We start from the raw sequence: 18,107 nt of genomic DNA on the forward strand, positions 1-18,107 counted from the left end.
GCGCCCTCGGTCGGGGGCGCTGCTCAAGTACCGCTGGCGCTCCGGTGCGTGTGCGGTGCCCGTCCCCGCACTGCGCGACTCGGCGGTACGGAAGAGCCTAGAACGCCTTTGCGCTGGTGGGGAGATCATTTGCGTCATTGCCTTGCTCCGGTCGTCGCCGGAAAAACAGTCGGCTGCGGGTACCCGCTGAGGGCACCCGCAGCCGCCCTGTCTTTTACAGGTACTGACCGGTGTTCGCCACCGTGTCGATGGAGCGTCCGGTGTCCGCGCCCTGCTTTCCGGTGATCAGGGTACGGATGTACACGATCCGCTCGCCCTTCTTTCCGGAGATCCGGGCCCAGTCGTCGGGGTTGGTGGTGTTGGGCAGGTCCTCGTTCTCCTTGAACTCGTCCACGCAAGCCTGGAGGAGGTGGGAGACGCGCAGACCCTTCTGGTTGTGCTCGAGGAAGTCCTTGATCGCCATTTTCTTGGCGCGCCCGACGATGTTCTCGATCATGGCGCCGGAGTTGAAGTCCTTGAAATAGAGGACTTCCTTGTCTCCGTTGGCGTAGGTGACTTCCAGGAAGCGGTTTTCCTCGGATTCGGCGTACATTTGCTCGACGGCGGTCTGGATCATGCTCTGGACCGTCATCGACTTGTCGCCGCTGTGCTCACCGACGTCCTCGGGGTGCAGCGGGAGCCGCTCGGTGAGGTACTTCTGGAAGATGTCCTTGGCGGCCTCGGCGTCCGGACGCTCGATCTTGATCTTCACGTCGAGTCGGCCGGGGCGCAGGATGGCGGGGTCGATCATGTCCTCGCGGTTGGAGGCGCCGATCACGACCACGTTCTGCAGGCCTTCCACGCCGTCGATCTCGGCGAGCAGCTGCGGGACGATGGTGTTCTCCACGTCCGAGCTGACACCGGAGCCACGGGTGCGGAAGAGGGACTCCATCTCGTCGAAGAAGACGATGACGGGGGTGCCCTCGCTGGCCTTCTCGCGGGCACGCTGGAAGACGAGGCGGATCTGCCGCTCGGTCTCGCCGACGTACTTGTTGAGGAGTTCGGGGCCCTTGATGTTGAGGAAGAAGCTCTTGCCGGTGGCCTGGCCGGTGACCTCGGCGACCTTTTTGGCCAGCGAGTTGGCGACGGCCTTGGCGATGAGCGTCTTGCCGCATCCGGGCGGTCCGTAGAGCAGGACGCCCTTGGGCGGGCGCAGTTCGTGCTCCTTGAACAGGTCCGGGTAGAGGTAGGGGAGCTCGACCGCGTCGCGGATCATCTCGATCTGGTTGCCCAGACCGCCGATCTGCTCGTAGCCGATGTCCGGGACCTCTTCGAGGACGAGTTCCTCCACTTCGCTCTTGGGCACGATCTCGTAGACGTAGCCGGAGCGGGGTTCGAGCAGGAGGGCGTCGCCGGGGCGGATGGTGACGTCCAGCAGCGGCTCGGCGAGCCGTACCACCCGTTCCTCGTCGGTGTGCCCGAGCACCAGGGCGCGTTCGCCGTCCTCCAGGATCTCCTTGAGGGTGACGATGTCCCCGACGCGCTCGAACTCCATGGCCTCGACCACGTTGAGCGCTTCGTTGAGCATGACTTCCTGGCCGCGGCGCAGGTCGTCGAGTTCGACGCTTGGGCTGACGTTCACCCGGAGTTTGCGTCCTCCGGTGAAGATGTCGGCGGTGCCGTCCTCGATCGCCTGCAGGAAGACACCGAAGCCGGCCGGCGGCTGTGCGAGCCGGTCGACCTCTTCCTTGAGAGCCACAATCTGGTCGCGGGCCTCACGGAGCGTGTTGGCAAGTCGCTCGTTCTGGGCGGACACGCCGGCCAGGTTGGTCTGCAGCTCGACGATCCGCTCTTCGAGAATCCTCGTGTGTCGCGGAGAGTCGGCGAGCTTACGTCGCAGGACGGCGATCTCCTGCTCAAGGTAGGCAATCTGCCCGGCGGGGTCTTCGGACCCTCGTCCCGGGCGGATGCCGCGGTTCATGTCGTCGTCGTGGGCTGCCACGGTCCTCACCTCCTCCAAAGGGAGCTGGACGCTTCCAGACCCTACCTGGGTGGGTGTCGATTGAAACCCCTAGATCACAAAGACTGTCAAGGTGTGTCGTCAGCCACACCCTGAGCCGTTCTTACGCCGTGTGGATACCCACTCAACGTCTTTCGGAAGCGGCCTGTTCCAGGCCGGAGTGGTCAAACACCGTCATGTTTGGCCGGAGTTGCGGCCTTGAGGGCGCGCTGGAGCTGGTCCCGGACCGGTCGGTGCCGCATATGCCGGGGTCGAATCCGGTGGGTACGGGCGGTGACTCAGGGTGCCCGCGCGGGCGGGTTGGGTCACCGACGGGACCGAAGTCGCCGGGGGGTGCACCGGAGGTAGGGTCGAAGTCGGTCAACGGCCGTCGGTGCGGGCCGCCTCGTAGAGGGCGGGTCGGTTCGGCGCGGGAAACGGTAGGAGAGATGGACGTGGAGCTGGAGGCCGCCGTCGGCGAGGCGCTGGAGGTCTGGATCGATCAGGACCTCTGTACCGGCGACGGCATCTGCGCCCAGTACGCGCCCGAGGTGTTCGAGCTGGACATCGACGGGCTCGCCTACGTGAAGGGCGCGGAGGACGAGCTTCTGCAGGACAAGGGCGCCACGACCCCGGTACCGCTGCCGTTGCTCACGGATGTCGTGGACTCGGCCAAGGAGTGTCCCGGCGAGTGCATCCATGTGCGCCGGGTCGCGGACCGGGTCGAGGTGTACGGGCCCGACGCGCAGTGACGCGCCGGGCGCGGAGGGTCGTCAGACGCTCTGTGCTCCGGCGGGCGTGGAGCGGACGAACGCGCCGTTCTTCCACTGCCACTTCGCGTGGTCGGTGACATCGGGGCAGCAACTGGGCACGTCGGGCTTGGAGTAGCCGAGCAGGGTGGCGACGACCGCCCCGTCGCGTACGGCGAACTCGCTGACCGTTTGGCGGTCCTTCGGGTCGACGAGGGTCGCCACGACACGGGGTTGTTCGGTGTCGGCGCCCGTCGTGAGGACGTACACGCCGTCCGGCGGGGTCCCCATGGGCGCGTCGCAGTGGACGACGGCCACGGTCTCGGGGCGGCCGTCGCCGTCGAGGTCTCCCGACGCCTTCTTGACCACGATCGCCTTCACCGGGCCGCATTCGAGCGGGAAGTCGACGCCTTTGGGGTCGGGGGCCGCGACGGCGGTGGGAGCGGTCTTCGATTCCGGGCCCGGCGTCTGGGCCGCGTTGGCGGCATCCGGCTGCAGGACCGAGGAGAGCGCCACGACGCCGGCCAGGGCGGTGGCGGTCGCGAGCCAGTGGATCGGGCGGGTGTGCGTGTGTGCCAGTTCCGGGACGGCGGAGTGCTGCACTAGGAGTGTCTCCCGTGAGGGCTGTGCCGGTGGGGGTGCCAGGCATGGTGCCACACGTCACACCGCGGGGGAACGGCGGGGGTGTGCAGTTCCGGTGCCGAAGTGATGCGGCGGGTGGCGTGCCGTCAGCACAACGGCGCCGCGGTCGAGTTCCCGGTGCTTGAGGGGAACTCGACCGCGGCGCCGTTACGTTGTACGCGGCACGGGGCCGCCTCAGCGGCCGGCGCCGCCGTCGGCGTTGGGGCCGGAGTAGTCCTCGCCGTAGGCGCCCTTGGCGGGGCGGCGGCGGCGCATGGGCGGCTCGACTCCGTCCGCGAGGCGGCGGGCGGTGAGGAGGAAGCCGGTGTGGCCGATCATGCGGTGGTCGGGGCGGACGGCCAGGCCCTCGACGTGCCAGTTGCGGATCATCGTCTCCCAGGAGGTCGGCTCGTTGAAGGAGCCGATCTCGCGGATGGACTCGACGGTCCGCGCGAGCTGGGTGGTGGTGGCGACGTAGCAGCACAGGATGCCACCGGGGACGAGCGCCTTGGAGACGGCCTCCAGGCACTCCCAGGGGGCGAGCATGTCGAGGATGACGCGGTCGACGTCGGTGTCGGACAGATTGTCCTGGAGGTCGCCGACGGTGAGCTGCCAGGCGGGGTGCGGTCCGCCGAAGTAGCGCTCCACGTTCTGCTGGGCGATCTCCGCGAAGTCCTCGCGGCGCTCGTAGGAGTGCAGCATGCCCTGGTCGCCGATGGCGCGCAGCAGGAAGCTACTGAGCGAGCCGGAGCCGACGCCGGCCTCGACGACGCGGGCGCCGGGGAAGATGTCGGCGAAGGCGAGGATGTGCCCCGCGTCCTTCGGGTACACGACGGCTGCCCCGCGGGGCATGGACAGGACGTAGTCGGGGAGCAGGGGGCGCAGCGCGAGGTAGGCGACGTTCCCGGTGGTGCGGACAACGCTGCCCTCGGGAGCACCGATCAGTTCGTCGTGCGGGAAGGAACCCTTGTGGGTGTGGAAGTTCTTCCCGGCCTCGAGCGTGAACGTGTAGTGGCGGCCCTTGGGGTCGGTCAGCTGAACCTGGTCCCCGACCTTGAAGGGCCCGCGCCTGCGGGCGGCACCGGTCGGTTCGGACATGTGAACAGCCTACCGGGGTTTACGGGGGCCGCCGACCATCAGGAGGGCCTGGCCATGGCCTTTACGAAGGCCCGCTCGACGTCCGCGGCGGACAGGACGCCGTAGATCTCGCCGGTCTCCTCGACGACCAGGTACTCGGTGGCGGGGGTGGCGCGCAGGGCGTCCAGGAGGTCCTCGCCGGCCAGTTCCGCCGAGACGCGCATGCCGTCCGTCAGGTCCTGGGCGAGGCCGCTGACGGCGACCCAGGGGCGGCGGTGTTCGGGGACGCCGACGATGGCGGCCTCGCGGACGAGGGAGAGGGGGGTGCCGTCGGGGTCGACGACGACCAGGGCGCGGGCGCCGGCGGCGTTGGCGCGGCGCAGGGCCTCGGAGAGCGGGGTGTCCGTCTCCACGGGGACCGCGCGGCGGGTGAGGGTGCGGGCGCGCAGGTCCGGCAGGTGCTCGCGCAGGCGGGCCATGCGGAGGCTGTTTCCGGCGCCGGTCCAGATGATCGCGGCGAGGATCGCGGCCAGCAGGGCGTCCATGACGGTGTCCATGCCGACGTTGTCCTCGGCATTGGAACCGAGGGCTCCGGACTGGGTGAGCAGCGGGAGCCCGATGAGCACGGAGACGGCGAGCGCACGGCCGACCCAGGCGGCGGCGATGGTGCCGCTCATCGGCTTGCCGGTGATCTTCCAGATGACGGCGCGGAGCATACGGCCGCCGTCGAGGGGGAGGCCGGGCAGGAGGTTGAAGGCGGCCACGATGAGGTTGGAGATCATCAGGCCGGCCAGCAGGACGCCGGGGACGGTGCCGGGCTCGACGGCCTGCATGGCGCCGTAGAAGACGCCCGCGAGGACGAGGGAGAGCAGGGGGCCGACGAAGGCCAGGACGAACTCGCGGCCCGGGGTGTCGGACTCCTTCTCGATCTCGGAGACGCCGCCGAAGAACTGGAGCTGGATGCGGCGGACCGGGAGTTTGAAGCGGAGGGCGGCGACGGTGTGGGCGAGTTCGTGGACGAGTACGGAGGCGTAGAAGGCGACCGCGAAGAAGAGGGAGACGAGATAGCGGGCGGCGCCGAGTTCGGGCAGGACCCGGTCGAGTTGACCGCCGAACACCCAGGTGATCAGCGCGGCGACGAGGAACCAGCTGGGCGCGACGTACACGGGCACGCCGAAGGGGCGGCCCATCAGGAGTCCGCCGCGGGGCTCCGGGGGCTTGGGGGGTTTGCCGACTCCGGAGTGGGCGAGGGTGCGGTCGGCCGGGGTGGGGGCCTGGTCGCCGGTGGGCGGGGTGGCGGGGGGCTGCCGGGGGGCCTTGTCGTCTTTGTGCAGCGTCGGGGGCTCGGGGGCCGGGGCGTCCGAGGGCTCGCTCTCCGGCTTGCGGGGTGCCTCGTCCTCGGGGGGCGGGGGCGTGTCCGAGGACTCGGGGGGTGTGGGGTCTGCGGGCGGGGTCGTCGGTGTTGCGTGGTGGCTGGTCGGCTCCTCGGTGCCGGACCGCGGCTGCCCGCTCCCGCCGCTCTCGTCCACGGTGTCCCCTCGTTCGAAGCGTCTTCCGCGCCTGCCGGGCGGAAGGGTCTCGGGTCGATGGTATGCGTCCGTCGCGACGCGTTCCGCCCCGGCACCCCCTGTGTTTGCCCGACGTCGGCGGGGTGACTGTCAGTGGTGGGCCGTAAGGTCTGTGGGCATGGAGACGAGCACGGAGGACGTGGAGCCGTCGGTGGCGGGCGAGGCCACGACGACGGCGCAGGCACAGGGCGTGGCGGCGGTGGAGCGGGCCGTGCCCATCGCCATAGCGCCTGCCTCGCTGTCCCCCTCGCGTGCGGGTGACTTCATGCAGTGCCCGTTGCTGTACCGGTTCCGGGTGATCGACCGGCTGCCGGAGAAGCCCAGTGAGGCGGCGACCCGGGGCACCCTGGTGCACGCCGTGCTGGAGCGGCTCTTCGATGCCCCGGCCGCCGAGCGGACCGCGCCTCGCGCCAAGTCGCTGATCCCGGGCCAGTGGGACCGGCTGCGTGAGTCCCGGCCGGAGATCCAGGAGCTGTTCGCCGAGGATCCGGAGGGCGAGCGGCTCGCGCAGTGGCTCGGTGAGGCCGAGCAACTCGTCGAGCGGTGGTTCTCGCTGGAGGATCCGACCCGTCTCGAGCCCGCCGAGCGCGAGCTGTTCGTCGAGGCCGAGCTGGATTCGGGGCTGCGGCTGCGCGGGATCATCGACCGGGTCGACGTCGCGCCGACCGGCGAGGTGCGGATCGTCGACTACAAGACGGGCAAGGCGCCCCGCCCCGAGTACGCCGAGGGCGCGCTGTTCCAGATGAAGTTCTACGCCCTGGTGGTCTGGCGGCTGAAGAACGTCGTGCCGCGCCGGCTCCAGCTGGTCTACCTCGGCAGCGGCGACGTCCTGACGTACGACCCCGTGCTCGCCGATCTGGAGCGGGTCGAGCGCAAGTTGCTGGCGCTGTGGGAGGCGATCCGCACGGCGACCGAGACGGGCGACTGGCGGCCCAGGCCCACCAAGCTGTGCGGCTGGTGCGACCACCAGGAGCACTGCCCGGAATTCGGCGGCACTCCCCCGCCCTATCCGCTGCCGGTCAGGGCGCCGGAGTCGGTCGAGGGTGCGCAGGGCAGAATGGGGCCGGACTAGCGAAGGAGACACACGTGGCCATCCGCGTCCTACTGGTCGACGACCAGCCGCTGCTGCGTACCGGCTTCCGGATGATCCTGGAAGCGGAGCAGGACATTGCGGTCGTGGGCGAGGCCGGAGACGGCCTCCAGGCACTCGACCAGGTGCGGGCCCTGCAGCCCGATGTGGTTCTGATGGACATCCGCATGCCGCGGATGGACGGCGTGGAGGCGACCCGGCAGATCACCGGGCCGGGGCGGGACGGCCCGGCGAAGGTGCTCGTGCTGACCACCTTCGACCTCGACGAGTACGTGGTGGAGGCGCTGAAGGCGGGGGCCAGCGGCTTCCTGCTGAAGGACGCCCCCGCCAATGAGCTGGTTCAGGCCATTCGTGTGGTGGCCGCCGGTGAGGCGATGCTGGCGCCCAGCATCACGCGCCGGCTGCTCGACAAGTACGCCACGCATCTGCCGTCCGGCGACGAGCCCGTCCCGGACACCCTGCACACCCTCACCGACCGCGAGGTGGAGGTGCTGAAGCTGGTGGCGCGCGGACTGTCCAACGCCGAGATCGCCGCCGACCTGTTCGTCAGCGAGACCACCGTGAAGACGCATGTCGGGCACGTTCTCACCAAGTTGGGGCTGCGCGACCGTGTGCAGGCCGCGGTGTACGCCTACGAGAGCGGACTGGTGCGCCCCGGCGCGCAGTAAGGATCCAAGTGACAGGGCGCCCGCTTCCGGAGAAGGAAGCGGGCGCCCTGTCGCGTTGTGCGTCGGCTCAGCCCTTGCTGAGCTCCCAGAACCGGAACACCGTGGAGGCGTCGAGGCAGTACTCCAGGCCGTACACGCCGTCGTGGACGACCGCGTACTGCTTGGCCTGCCAGATGGGCAGGATGGGGAGCTCCTCGGCCACGATGTCCTGGAGCCGGCCGTAGTCGTCGTCCGTCGCGGTGCGGTCGCTCTGGGCGGCCGTGCGCGGGATCAGCGTGCCGGTGATGGAGTCGTTGCTGTAGTTGTTGTCCAGCACATTGCCCTCGCCGAAGAAGGGCGAGGTGAAGTTGTCGGCGTCCGGGTAGTCCGGGATCCAGCCCTTCACGTACACGCCGTACTTGCCGGCGGCGATGTCCTGCTCGTACTGGTCGTACTCGACGGACTTCACATCGGCGTCGAACAAGCCGCTGGCGTTGAGCTGCCCGGCGATCGCCTTCAGCTCCTGGTCGGTGGCCGGGCCGTAGCGTGACGGGGTCGACCAGAGCGTCAGCTTCACCTTGTCGGTGATGCCGTCGGCCTGCAGCGCCGCCTCGGCCTTGGCCTTGGAGGGGCGGGCACCGTAGGTGTCGAAGAAGGCGGTGTTGTGGCCGCCGATGCCCGCCGGGATGATCGAGTACAGCGGGGAGGCGGTGCCCTGGTAGACGTCCGCGATGAGGGCGTCGCGGTCGAGCAGATAGGCCATGGCCTTGCGGACCCCGAGCTTTCCGGCCACCGGGTCGTCCATGTTGAAGACGAGGTGCTGGACCTCGGCACCGGTGCCGTCGACGACCTCCGCGCCGGAGCTGGAGCTGTCGTCGGCCTTCTCGATCTCGGCGATGTCGGCGGCGCTGAGACCTCGGTAGGCGATGTCGATCTGCTCGTCGCGCAGCGCGGTCTTCAGGGCGGTGCGGTCGCCGTGGAAGAACTTCATGGTCACGCCGGAGTTCTTGACCTGGGCGGTGCCCTTGTAGTGCTCGTTGACGGAGAAGACGGCCTCGTCGTCGCTGAAGGAGTCCAGCTTGTAGGGGCCGGAGCCGACGGCCTCGCCGTCCTCGCGCAGTCCCTCCGCGTCGTACTGGCGGTGGTCGACGATGGAGCCGGCGCCGGAGGCGATCTTGCTCGGGAAGGTGGCGTCCGCGGTGTTCAGCCGGAAGACGACCGTCTTCTCGTCCGGGGCCTCGACCTTGTCGAGCATCGGGAACATGATCGCCGGACCGGCGTCGTCGTTGATCTTCAGCATGCGGTCGAAGGAGAACTTGACGTCCTCCGAGGTGAGCGAGTCACCGTTGCTGAACTTCAGTCCGTCCTTCAGGGTGCACTTGTACACCTTGGTGGAGGTGTCCGTGAACGCACAGGACTCGGCGGCGTCCGGCTCGGGGTCGGTGCCGCCCTTGGGGAAACTGAGCAGGGACTGGAAGACGTTGTTGAACAGCAGCCACGAGCCCGGGTCGTAGCCGGACGCCGGGTCGGTGGCGAGGACGTCGTCGGACATCCCCATCACCACGGAGGAGCTGTCGCTCGCGGAGTCGCCGGTCTCCGTGCCGCAGCCGGTCAGCAGGCCGGAGGCCAGCCCTGCCATCACGGGCAGGACCGGCCACTGGTTGCGCATGTTCACGTGCAGGTGCCTTGTCGTCGTGTCGGAAATCGCGGGGCCGCCGTCCCGGCGCCCCGGGCACGGGAGACGTCAGCCGCTCACGCCACGGCCGAGCTCCCACAACTGAAGGGTGGAGGACGAGTTGAGCGCGTACGCGGTACCCGTGACGTCGTCGCGCGCGGCGACGTACTGCTTGCCCTGCCACAGCGGGATCACGGGGACGTCCTCGGCCACGATGTCCTGGATGTCCGTCAGACTGCCGACCGCGGACTGCCGGTCGGCCTCCCGACGGGACTCCGGGATCAGGGAGTTGCGGATCTCGCTGTTCGCGTACGGCGAGCCGAGGAAGTTGTCCTTGTCGAGGAACGGCGCGATGTAGTTGTCGGCGTCCGGGAAGTCCGGGAACCAGCCCATGCCGTAGACCTCGTACTCGCCCTTCTGCTCGGCGGGACGGAAGGTCTCCCAGGGGGTGCCCTCGATCTTGACGTCGAACAGGCCGCTGGAGTTGAGCTGTTCCTTCAGCAGCTCGAACTCCTTCTCGGTGGCCGCGCCGTAGTGGTCGGTGGTGTAGTGCAGGGTCAGCGACACCGGGGTGCTGACGTTCGCCTTGGTCAGCAGCGCCTTGGCCTTGGCGGTGCTGGGCTCGCCGTACTTGTTGAAGAACGCGTTGGAGTGGCCGGTGAGGCTGGCCGGGACCAGCGAGTACAGCGGCTCGGCCTGGGTGCCGTACACCTTGCTGACCAGTTCGCCGCGGTTGATGACCTGGGCCATCGCCTGGCGGACGGCCTTGCTCTCGACGGCCGGGGCGTCGGTGTTGAAGGCGAGGTAGCGGATCTCCAGGCCGGACATCTCGACGAGGTCGACCTCGGTGTCGGAGGCCGTGGAGAGCCGCTGAATCTGCTCGGGCGACATGGTGCGGCTCATGAGGTGGATGTCGCCCTGCTCGATGGCGCTGCTCATGGCGTCGGCGTCGGCGAAGGAGCGCAGCTCGACCTGCTCGTTGTTCACCTCCAGAGCGCCCTGGTAGGAGGAGTTCTTGGTGAACACGGCCTTGACGAGCTTGCCGTCCTTCTCCTCGCCCTTGAAGGTGTACGGCCCCGAGCCGTCGACCTGGAAGCCGTCACGGAGCTTGCCGGCTTCGTAGTCGTCCGGGTTGACGATGCCCGCGACCGGCGTGGACAGCTTGTACGGGAAGGTGGCGTCGGCGGTGTTCAGATGGAAGATGACCTCGCGCTCGCCCTGGGTCTCGACGGTGTCGACGGTGGACAGCAGCGCGGAGACCCCGCTGTCCGCCTTGAGCTTGAGGGCGCGCTCGATGGAGTACTTCACATCGGCCGCGGTGACCGTGTCGCCGTTGGCGAACTTCAGGCCCTCGCGCAGGGTGCAGGCGTAGCGCTCGTTGCCGGTGTCGGTGAAGCCGCAGCGCTCGGCCGCGTCGGGCACCGGCTCGCCCTCGCCGCGCGGCTGGATCATCAGCGTCTGGACGGTCTGGCGGAGGATGTTCCAGGTGCCGACGTCGTAGGCGTACGCCGGGTCCAGCGGCGCGGGTGCCTCGCTCGTGGCGGTGAACTCGTCCGTGGTACCGACGACGATCGCGTCCCCGCCGTCGCTGCCGCTGTCCGATCCGCCGCAGGCGGCGAGGACCGGCGCGAGCAGACCGATGACGGCCGGCAGCACCAAAGTCTTGCGGTTCATGCTCGAGTTTCTCCAGAGCTGTTACGTCCGTGTACCCGGCATGCAGGGGTGTCGCGGCGGATCACGGGGGTTAGGGCGATGTTCTCGCGACGAGATTAGTCGGCGTCCCGAGGACGCCTCGCTGCCAGTGGAGTTGAGGCCCCATCACGCAGCGAAACCGGGTGTGGACGCACCGAAAAACCGACAGTGGAAGGATTAGTGCAGCATCCCCCCAATCGGGACACAAGGGCACGCCGATGCCGCCCGAAAGGGGGTGAACAGCACGCGATGTGCAGTCTGTCGAGACCGCACGGGGTGGCGAACGTCACACCCGCAAGATGGCACGACGGTAGTGGAATTCGGCCATCCGCCGGTGCGAATTCCCTGCTTCCGGCCCCGTTGGAATTTCCTTGTATCGCGGTTGCACGCTCGGTGAACGGCTAGCGCATTTCCGTCATCAGACCGCGCAGAAATGCCAGGTCCACCTCTTCGAGCGAGCCGACGACGGTACGCCGGTGGGCCGGGGAGATGGTGGCGACCGAGGGCACCACGACCACCTGGCAGCCGGCCGCCTCCGCCGCCGCGACACCGGTCGCGGTGTCCTCGACGACCGCGCATCTGGCCGGATCCACTCCGAGTCCGGCCGCGGCGGTCAGATACGGGTCGGGGTGCGGCTTGGTACGCGGCACCTCGTCACCGGCCACCGTCAGCGCGAAGTGCTGGGGGCCGAGCGAGGTGAGGACACGGTCGATGATGCGCCGGTGCGAGGCGGAAACCAGGGCCGTGGGGATCTCGTGCGCGGCCAGTTCGGCCAGCAGCCGGGCGGCGCCCGGCATCAGCGGCAGAGCGCGTGTGATGCGCTCTTCGAACCCCTGGTTGAGGAGCACGGTGAGTTCGGCGAGGGTGATGTCGGCGCCGGTGGCCTCGATCAGGAACCCCGCGCTGCGGCTCATGGGACCGCCGACCACGACATGGCGCCAGGAGTCGTCGAGGACATGGCCGAGGCCGGCGAAGATCTCGACCTCGACGTCCCACCAGAACCCCTCGGTGTCCACGAGGGTGCCGTCCATGTCGAGGAGTACGGCCTGCAGGGCTGAGCCTTCTGCCGTTCGGGTTACTGGCGCGGGGACCGTGCTGGTCATCCGGGCGCACCTCCTTGAGGGACGATCAGGCCGGTTCCCACGGGGGGAACCGGCCTGCGGTGGGCCGACAAGTGTACGTCGTGCGGCGATGCATTTCCTGGTTTAAACGACGTGGCCCGGGGCACACCGGAGTTCCGGTCGAGGGGCGGTGCGACCTGCGCTTCAGCGTGCGTTGAAGTACTTCGCCTCGGGGTGGTGGATCACGATGGCGTCCGTGGACTGCTCGGGGTGCAGCTGGAACTCCTCGGACAGGCGCACGCCGATGCGCTCCGGCTGGAGCAGTTCGGCGATCTTGGCGCGGTCCTCCAGGTCGGGGCAGGCGCCGTAGCCCAGCGAGAAGCGGGCGCCGCGGTACTTCAGGGCGAACATGTCCTCGATGTCGTTCGGGTCCTCGCCCGCGAAGCCCAGCTCGGAACGGACGCGCGCGTGCCAGTACTCGGCGAGGGCCTCGGCCAACTGCACGGACAGACCGTGCAGTTCGAGGTAGTCACGGTAGGAGTTGGACTCGAAGAGCTTCGCCGTCTCCTCGCCGATGCGGGAGCCGACGGTGACGACCTGGAGGCCGACGACGTCCGTCTCCCCCGATTCCTCCGGGCGGAAGAAGTCGGCCAGGCACAGCCGGCGGCCGCGGCGCTGGCGGGGGAAGGTGAAGCGGGTGCGCTCATTGCCCTGGTCGTCCAGGATGATCAGGTCGTCGTCCTTGGACACGCACGGGAAGTAGCCGTAGACGACGGCCGCTTCGAGGAGGTTCTCGGTCTGGAGCTTGTCCAGCAGGCCGCGCAGCCGCGGCTGGCCCTCGGTCTCGACGAGCTCCTCGTAGGTGGGCCCGTCACCGGTGCGGGCCTGCTTGAGGCCCCACTGCCCCTTGAACAGCGCGCCCTCGTCCAGCCAGGACGCGTACTCCTTGAGCTGGATGCCCTTGATGACCCGGGTGTCCCAGAAGGGCGGGGTGGGCACGGGGTTGTCGGTGGCGACGTCGGAGCGGACGTGCCCCTCTTCCGGGCGTTCCTCGACCGCCGTCTGGGCGGTGGCCCTGACCCGGCGCTGCTTGAGCTCGGGCAGCTTCGCGCCGGGCACGCCCCGCTTGACGCCGATGAGGGCGTCCATCAGGCGCAGTCCCTCGAACGCGTCGCGGGCGTAACGGACTTCGCCCTCGTACAGCTCGTGCAGATCCTGCTCGACGTACGCCCTGGTCAGCGCGGCGCCGCCGAGGATGACGGGGTAATCCGCCGCCATGCCACGGGAGTTGAGCTCCTCCAGGTTCTCCTTCATGATCACCGTGGACTTGACCAGGAGCCCGGACATGCCGATGACATCGGCCTTGTGCTCCTCGGCGGCTTCCAGGATCGCGGAGACCGGCTGCTTGATGCCGAGGTTGACGACGTTGTAGCCGTTGTTGGACAGGATGATGTCGACGAGGTTCTTGCCGATGTCGTGCACGTCGCCGCGGACGGTGGCCAGCACGATGGTGCCCTTGCCCTCGGCGTCGGACTTCTCCATGTGCGGTTCGAGATGGGCGACCGCGGCCTTCATGACCTCGGCGGACTGGAGCACGAAGGGCAGCTGCATCTGGCCGGAGCCGAAGAGCTCGCCGACGACCTTCATGCCGTCCAGCAGGGTCTCGTTGACGATGTCGAGGGCCTTGCGGGTCTGCAGGGCCTCGTCGAGGTCGGCCTCCAGGCCGTTCTTCTCGCCGTCGATGATGCGGCGCTTGAGGCGCTCCTCCAGCGGCAGCGCGGCCAGTTCCTCGGCCCGGCCCGCCTTGAGGGACTTGGTGGTGGCGCCCTCGAACAGGGCCATCAACTTCTGGAGCGGGTCGTAGCCCTCGGCGCGACGGTCGTAGATCAGGTCGAGGGCCGTCTGCACCTCCTCCTCGGTGAACCGGGCGATCGGCAGGATCTTCGACGCGTGCACGATCGCCGAGTCCAGGCCTGCCTTGACGCACTCGTCGAGGAAGACGGAGTTGAGCAGGACGCGGGCGGCCGGGTTCAGGCCGAAGGAGATGTTCGACAGACCCAGCGTGGTCTGTACGTCCGGGTGGCGACGCTTGAGCCGGCGGATCGCCTCGATGGTGGCGATGCCGTCTCCCCGGGACTCCTCCTGGCCGGTGCAGATGGTGAAGGTCAGGGTGTCGATGAGGATGTCGGACTCGTGGATGCCCCAGTTGCCGGTCAGGTCGTCGATCAGCCGCTCGGCGATCTCGACCTTCTTCTCGGGGGTGCGGGCCTGGCCCTCCTCGTCGATGGTCAGCGCGATCAGCGCGGCGCCGTGCTCGCGGGCGAGCTGGGTGACCTTGGCGAAGCGGGACTCGGGGCCGTCGCCGTCCTCGTAGTTGACGGAGTTGATGACCGCGCGGCCGCCGAGCTTCTCCAGGCCTGCCTGGATGACGTCGACCTCGGTGGAGTCCAGGACGATCGGCAGGGTGGAGGCGGTGGCGAAGCGTCCGGCCAGCTCCTCCATGTCGGCGACGCCGTCCCGGCCGACGTAGTCCACGCACAGGTCGAGCATGTGCGCGCCCTCGCGGATCTGCTCGCGGGCCATCTCCACGCAGTCGTCCCAGCGGGCGTCCAGCATGGCCTCGCGGAACTTCTTGGAGCCGTTGGCGTTCGTCCGCTCGCCGATCGCGAGGTAGGCGGTGTCCTGACGGAACGGGACCGTCTGGTAGAGCGAGGCGGCGCCCGGCTCGGGGCGCGGGTCGCGCTCGCCCGGGGTGAGGGTGCGGGCGCGCTCGACGACCTGGCGCAGATGCTCGGGCGTGGTGCCGCAGCAGCCGCCGATCAGGCTGAGGCCGTAGTCCAGGACGAAGTTCTCCTGGGCGTCCGCCAGGCCCTCGGGGCCGAGCGGGAAGTGGGCGCCGTCCTTGGTGAGGATCGGCAGGCCGGCGTTCGGCATGCACAGCAGCGGGATGCGGGAGTGCCGGGTGAGGTAGCGCAGGTGCTCGCTCATCTCGGCGGGGCCGGTGGAGCAGTTCAGGCCGATCATGTCGATGCCGAGCGGCTCCAGCGCGGTGAGCGCGGCGCCGATCTCGGAGCCGAGCAGCATGGTGCCGGTGGTCTCGAAGGCCATGGAGACCAGCAGGGGCACCTCGGCGCCGGTCGCCTCCATGGCGCGCCGGGCGCCCAGCACGGAGGCCTTGGTCTGGAGCAGGTCCTGGGTGGTCTCCACGATCAGGGCGTCGGCGCCGCCGGCCAGCAGGCCTTCGGCGTTCGCCTGGTAGCCGTCGCGGATCGTGCTGTAGCCGACGTGGCCGAGGGTCGGCAGCTTGGTGCCGGGGCCGACCGAGCCCAGCACCCAGCGGGTACGGCCGTCCCGGGCGGCGTACTCGTCGGCCACCTCGCGGGCGATACGGGCGCCCGCCTCGGACAGCTCGTGCACGCGCTCGGCGATCTCGTACTCCGCCGCCGCCGTGTGGTTGGCACCGAAGGTGTTGGTCTCGACGCAGTCGACGCCCACCGCGAAGTACGCGTCGTGGACGGAGCGGACGATGTCGGGCCGGGTCAGGTTCAGGATCTCGTTGCAGCCCTCGAGGTTCTCGAAGTCCTCAAGAGTGGGGTCCTGGGCCTGGAGCATGGTGCCCATGGCTCCGTCGGCTACCACCACTCGGGTGGCGAGTGCCTCGCGGAGCGCGGACACACGGGTCCGGCTGTCGGCGGAAGGGGTCTGTGGCAACGAGGCCATGAAAGGGCTCCCTGAGGTGCGACGGCTGTCGGCTTTGCGCCCTTGCGGTCGGTTCCGCGGTGGGCGCACGCCGCCAGCATAGGCGGGACCGGGACCTGATGGTCAGGGCGTCCACGGGACGGACGAGGACGACGGGCGGGTCGCGTACGCGATACGAGTGACGCAACAGATCGCTGCGGACCATTGGCGGTTGGTCGGCATGGACCGGTAGTGTTCGACATTGCCGAACAACGGCGGTTCTGCCGAACAGGGGCGGCTGCCAACAAACGGCAGCGACATCGTCGAGGTCGGCGGTCGAAGGGGACGGAGGGCAGGACGGCGATGGCACGGAACATCCAGTCGCTCGAACGGGCGGCCGCGATGCTGCGGCTGCTCGCGGGCGGCGAGCGTCGGCTCGGCCTGTCGGACATCGCCTCCTCGCTGGGGCTCGCCAAGGGCACCGCACACGGCATCCTGCGCACCCTCCAGCAGGAGGGGTTCGTCGAGCAGGACGAGGCCTCCGGGCGCTACCAGCTGGGCGCGGAGCTGCTGCGCCTGGGCACGACCTATCTGGACGTGCACGAGCTGCGGGCGCGCGCCCTGGTGTGGACCGACGATCTGGCCCGCTCCAGCGGCGAGAGCGTCTATCTGGGCGTTCTGCACCAGCAGGGCGTGCTGATCGTGCACCACGTCTTCCGGCCCGACGACAGCCGGCAGGTACTGGAGATCGGGGCCATGCAGCCGCTGCACTCCACGGCTCTGGGCAAGGTGCTGTCGGCGTACGACCCGGTCGCGCACAGCGAGGCGCTGGAGGCCGACCGCAAGGCCTTCACCGACCGCACCGTGTGCGATCTGGACGCGTTCGAGAACCTCCTCGACACCACACGCGCGCGTGGCTACGCCGCCGACGTCGAGGAGACCTGGGAGGGCGTCGCCTCCCTGGCCGCCCCCATCCACGACCGGCGGCGGATGCCGGTCGGCGCGGTCGGCATCACGGGCGCCGTGGAGCGGCTGTGCCAGGACGGCGAGGTACGCCCCGAAGTGATCGCCGCGGTACGGGACTGTGCCCGCGCGGTGTCGCGGGATCTGGGCGCCGGGCGCTTCTGACAACAGGCTGACGATCACCGGAGCGCCGTACGGCGTTCCGGACTTCGCCATATCCTGATACGGACAAATGGGGATGTTCGCGTCAACTTCCCGCCGCATATAGATAGCTCATTACGATCAATAACGATCGTGCTTTCGATAACAGAACCCTTGACTCGTGCGTAACGCCGGAGCAAGACTCCCGTCCATCGGTCGGCATTGTCGAACACCTACCGGCAATACACGCTAGAGTGTGACGACGCCAAGGGCCGGTACAGCTCTCACCCCCGAGGGCGCGAACCACCGGTGGGACCCGGGGTTCGGCTTCCCCTGGACGAAGGACAAAGGAGTCGCGGGTGTCCAGCTCCGACATCTTCATCGGCGAGACCATCGGTACCGCCATACTCATCCTGCTCGGTGGCGGCGTGGTCGCCGCCGTCGTACTGAAGGCCTCCAAGGCCCGTAACGCCGGCTGGCTCGCCATCACCTTCGGGTGGGGCTTCGCAGTGCTCACGGCGGTGTACACCTCCGCGCCGCTGTCCGGCGCCCACCTGAACCCGGCCGTGACCCTCGCGCTCGCGATCAAGGACGACGGCATCCCGTGGAGTGACGTCCCCACCTACATGGGCGGACAGCTCCTCGGCGCCATGATCGGCGCGGCTCTGGTCTGGGTCGCCTACTACGGCCAGTTCCACGCCCACCTGACCGACAAGGAGATCGTCGGCGGTCCGGGTGCCCAGGCCACCTCCGCCAAGGCGGTCGAGGCCCAGGAAGAGGGCGCGGGCCCGGTCCTCGGCGTCTTCTCCACCGGTCCGGAGATCCGGATCGCCTGGCAGAACGTGGCCACGGAGGTCATCGGCACGTTCGTGCTGGTACTCGCGGTCCTCACGCAGGGCCTGAACGCGGCCGGCGACGGCCTCGGCATCCTGGGCGGGCTCATCACCGCGCTCGTGGTGGTCGGCATCGGTCTGTCCCTCGGTGGTCCGACCGGTTACGCGATCAACCCGGCCCGTGACCTCGGCCCGAGAATCGTGCACGCCCTGCTGCCCCTGCCCAACAAGGGCGGTTCCGACTGGGGCTACGCCTGGGTCCCGGTGGTCGGCCCGCTGCTCGGCGCGGCGATCGCTGCAGGCATCTACAACGTTGCTTTCGTTTAGAGCTCGG

General features: G+C 69.0%; 13 protein-coding genes. 5 read left to right on the top strand and 8 right to left on the bottom strand.

Annotation, left to right across the window (positions count from 1 at the left end; all coding sequences use genetic code 11):
* Window positions 1-214: 214 nt before the first annotated feature.
* Window positions 215-1,981 carry a proteasome ATPase gene (gene arc, locus OHT76_RS08840; RefSeq protein WP_328870196.1) on the bottom strand — a complete coding sequence of 589 codons (1,767 nt, stop codon included), beginning with the start codon at window positions 1,979-1,981 and terminating at the stop codon, window positions 215-217.
* A 446-nt stretch (window positions 1,982-2,427) separates the two neighbouring features.
* On the opposite strand from arc, the gene OHT76_RS08845 reads away from it, so the two are divergent.
* Window positions 2,428-2,730: a ferredoxin gene (locus tag OHT76_RS08845; RefSeq protein WP_328870197.1), complete on the top strand. Its 303-nt coding sequence runs from the start codon at window positions 2,428-2,430 to the stop codon at window positions 2,728-2,730.
* A gap of 21 nt (window positions 2,731-2,751) precedes the next feature.
* Here the strand turns inward: OHT76_RS08845 and OHT76_RS08850 are convergent, their stop codons facing one another.
* The 3 genes from OHT76_RS08850 to OHT76_RS08860 form a co-directional block, all read right to left on the bottom strand.
* On the bottom strand, window positions 2,752-3,330 hold the full coding sequence (locus OHT76_RS08850; protein ID WP_328870198.1) for a hypothetical protein: 579 nt from the start codon (window positions 3,328-3,330) through the stop codon (window positions 2,752-2,754).
* 213 nt (window positions 3,331-3,543) lie between these two features.
* Window positions 3,544-4,446, bottom strand: coding sequence for a tRNA (adenine-N1)-methyltransferase (locus OHT76_RS08855; RefSeq protein ID WP_328870199.1), 903 nt, complete (start codon window positions 4,444-4,446; stop codon window positions 3,544-3,546).
* A 38-nt stretch (window positions 4,447-4,484) separates the two neighbouring features.
* The gene (locus tag OHT76_RS08860; RefSeq protein ID WP_328870200.1) at window positions 4,485-5,954 is read right to left on the bottom strand and encodes a site-2 protease family protein; all 1,470 of its coding nucleotides are present in this window, start codon (window positions 5,952-5,954) and stop codon (window positions 4,485-4,487) included.
* Between the two features lie 157 nt (window positions 5,955-6,111).
* On the opposite strand from OHT76_RS08860, the gene OHT76_RS08865 reads away from it, so the two are divergent.
* A complete protein-coding gene (locus OHT76_RS08865) occupies window positions 6,112-7,065 on the top strand; it encodes a RecB family exonuclease (RefSeq protein ID WP_328870201.1) in 954 nt (317 codons plus the stop codon).
* Window positions 7,066-7,079: 14 nt separating this feature from the next.
* Window positions 7,080-7,751 (top strand): response regulator, encoded by a 672-nt coding sequence (locus tag OHT76_RS08870; protein WP_062722719.1) that lies wholly within the window; start codon window positions 7,080-7,082, stop codon window positions 7,749-7,751.
* A 67-nt stretch (window positions 7,752-7,818) separates the two neighbouring features.
* Here the strand turns inward: OHT76_RS08870 and OHT76_RS08875 are convergent, their stop codons facing one another.
* The 4 genes from OHT76_RS08875 to metH all read right to left on the bottom strand — a co-directional run bounded on the left by OHT76_RS08875 (window position 7,819) and on the right by metH (window position 15,878).
* A complete protein-coding gene (locus OHT76_RS08875) occupies window positions 7,819-9,405 on the bottom strand; it encodes an ABC transporter substrate-binding protein (RefSeq protein WP_328870202.1) in 1,587 nt (528 codons plus the stop codon).
* Between the two features lie 69 nt (window positions 9,406-9,474).
* A complete protein-coding gene (locus OHT76_RS08880; RefSeq protein WP_328870203.1) occupies window positions 9,475-11,079 on the bottom strand; it encodes an ABC transporter substrate-binding protein in 1,605 nt (534 codons plus the stop codon).
* 419 nt (window positions 11,080-11,498) lie between these two features.
* Window positions 11,499-12,200, bottom strand: a complete 702-nt coding sequence (locus OHT76_RS08885) for an HAD family hydrolase (protein WP_328870204.1) — start codon at window positions 12,198-12,200, stop codon at window positions 11,499-11,501.
* Between the two features lie 162 nt (window positions 12,201-12,362).
* Window positions 12,363-15,878 carry a methionine synthase gene (gene metH / locus OHT76_RS08890; protein WP_328870205.1) on the bottom strand — a complete coding sequence of 1,172 codons (3,516 nt, stop codon included), beginning with the start codon at window positions 15,876-15,878 and terminating at the stop codon, window positions 12,363-12,365.
* Window positions 15,879-16,199: 321 nt separating this feature from the next.
* On the opposite strand from metH, the gene OHT76_RS08895 reads away from it, so the two are divergent.
* Entirely contained in the window at window positions 16,200-16,964 is a 765-nt protein-coding gene (locus OHT76_RS08895) for an IclR family transcriptional regulator (protein ID WP_328870206.1), read from the top strand.
* Between the two features lie 335 nt (window positions 16,965-17,299).
* Window positions 17,300-18,100 (top strand): MIP/aquaporin family protein, encoded by an 801-nt coding sequence (locus OHT76_RS08900; protein ID WP_328870207.1) that lies wholly within the window; start codon window positions 17,300-17,302, stop codon window positions 18,098-18,100.
* Window positions 18,101-18,107 lie beyond the last annotated feature (7 nt).

The sequence above is a fragment of the Streptomyces sp. NBC_00287 genome (assembly GCF_036173105.1).
Lineage (GTDB): Bacteria > Actinomycetota > Actinomycetes > Streptomycetales > Streptomycetaceae > Streptomyces.

What these genes read in the sequence shown, in the direction of transcription:
- OHT76_RS08865 (WP_328870201.1), top strand. Translation starts at nt 6,112, where the DNA reads ATGGAGACGAGCACGGAGGACGTGGAGCCGTCGGTGGCGGGCGAGGCC.
- metH (WP_328870205.1), bottom strand. Translation starts at nt 15,878, where the DNA reads ATGGCCTCGTTGCCACAGACCCCTTCCGCCGACAGCCGGACCCGTGTG.
- OHT76_RS08895 (WP_328870206.1), top strand. Translation starts at nt 16,200, where the DNA reads ATGGCACGGAACATCCAGTCGCTCGAACGGGCGGCCGCGATGCTGCGG.
- OHT76_RS08885 (WP_328870204.1), bottom strand. Translation starts at nt 12,200, where the DNA reads ATGACCAGCACGGTCCCCGCGCCAGTAACCCGAACGGCAGAAGGCTCA.
- OHT76_RS08845 (WP_328870197.1), top strand. Translation starts at nt 2,428, where the DNA reads ATGGACGTGGAGCTGGAGGCCGCCGTCGGCGAGGCGCTGGAGGTCTGG.
- OHT76_RS08880 (WP_328870203.1), bottom strand. Translation starts at nt 11,079, where the DNA reads ATGAACCGCAAGACTTTGGTGCTGCCGGCCGTCATCGGTCTGCTCGCG.
- OHT76_RS08855 (WP_328870199.1), bottom strand. Translation starts at nt 4,446, where the DNA reads ATGTCCGAACCGACCGGTGCCGCCCGCAGGCGCGGGCCCTTCAAGGTC.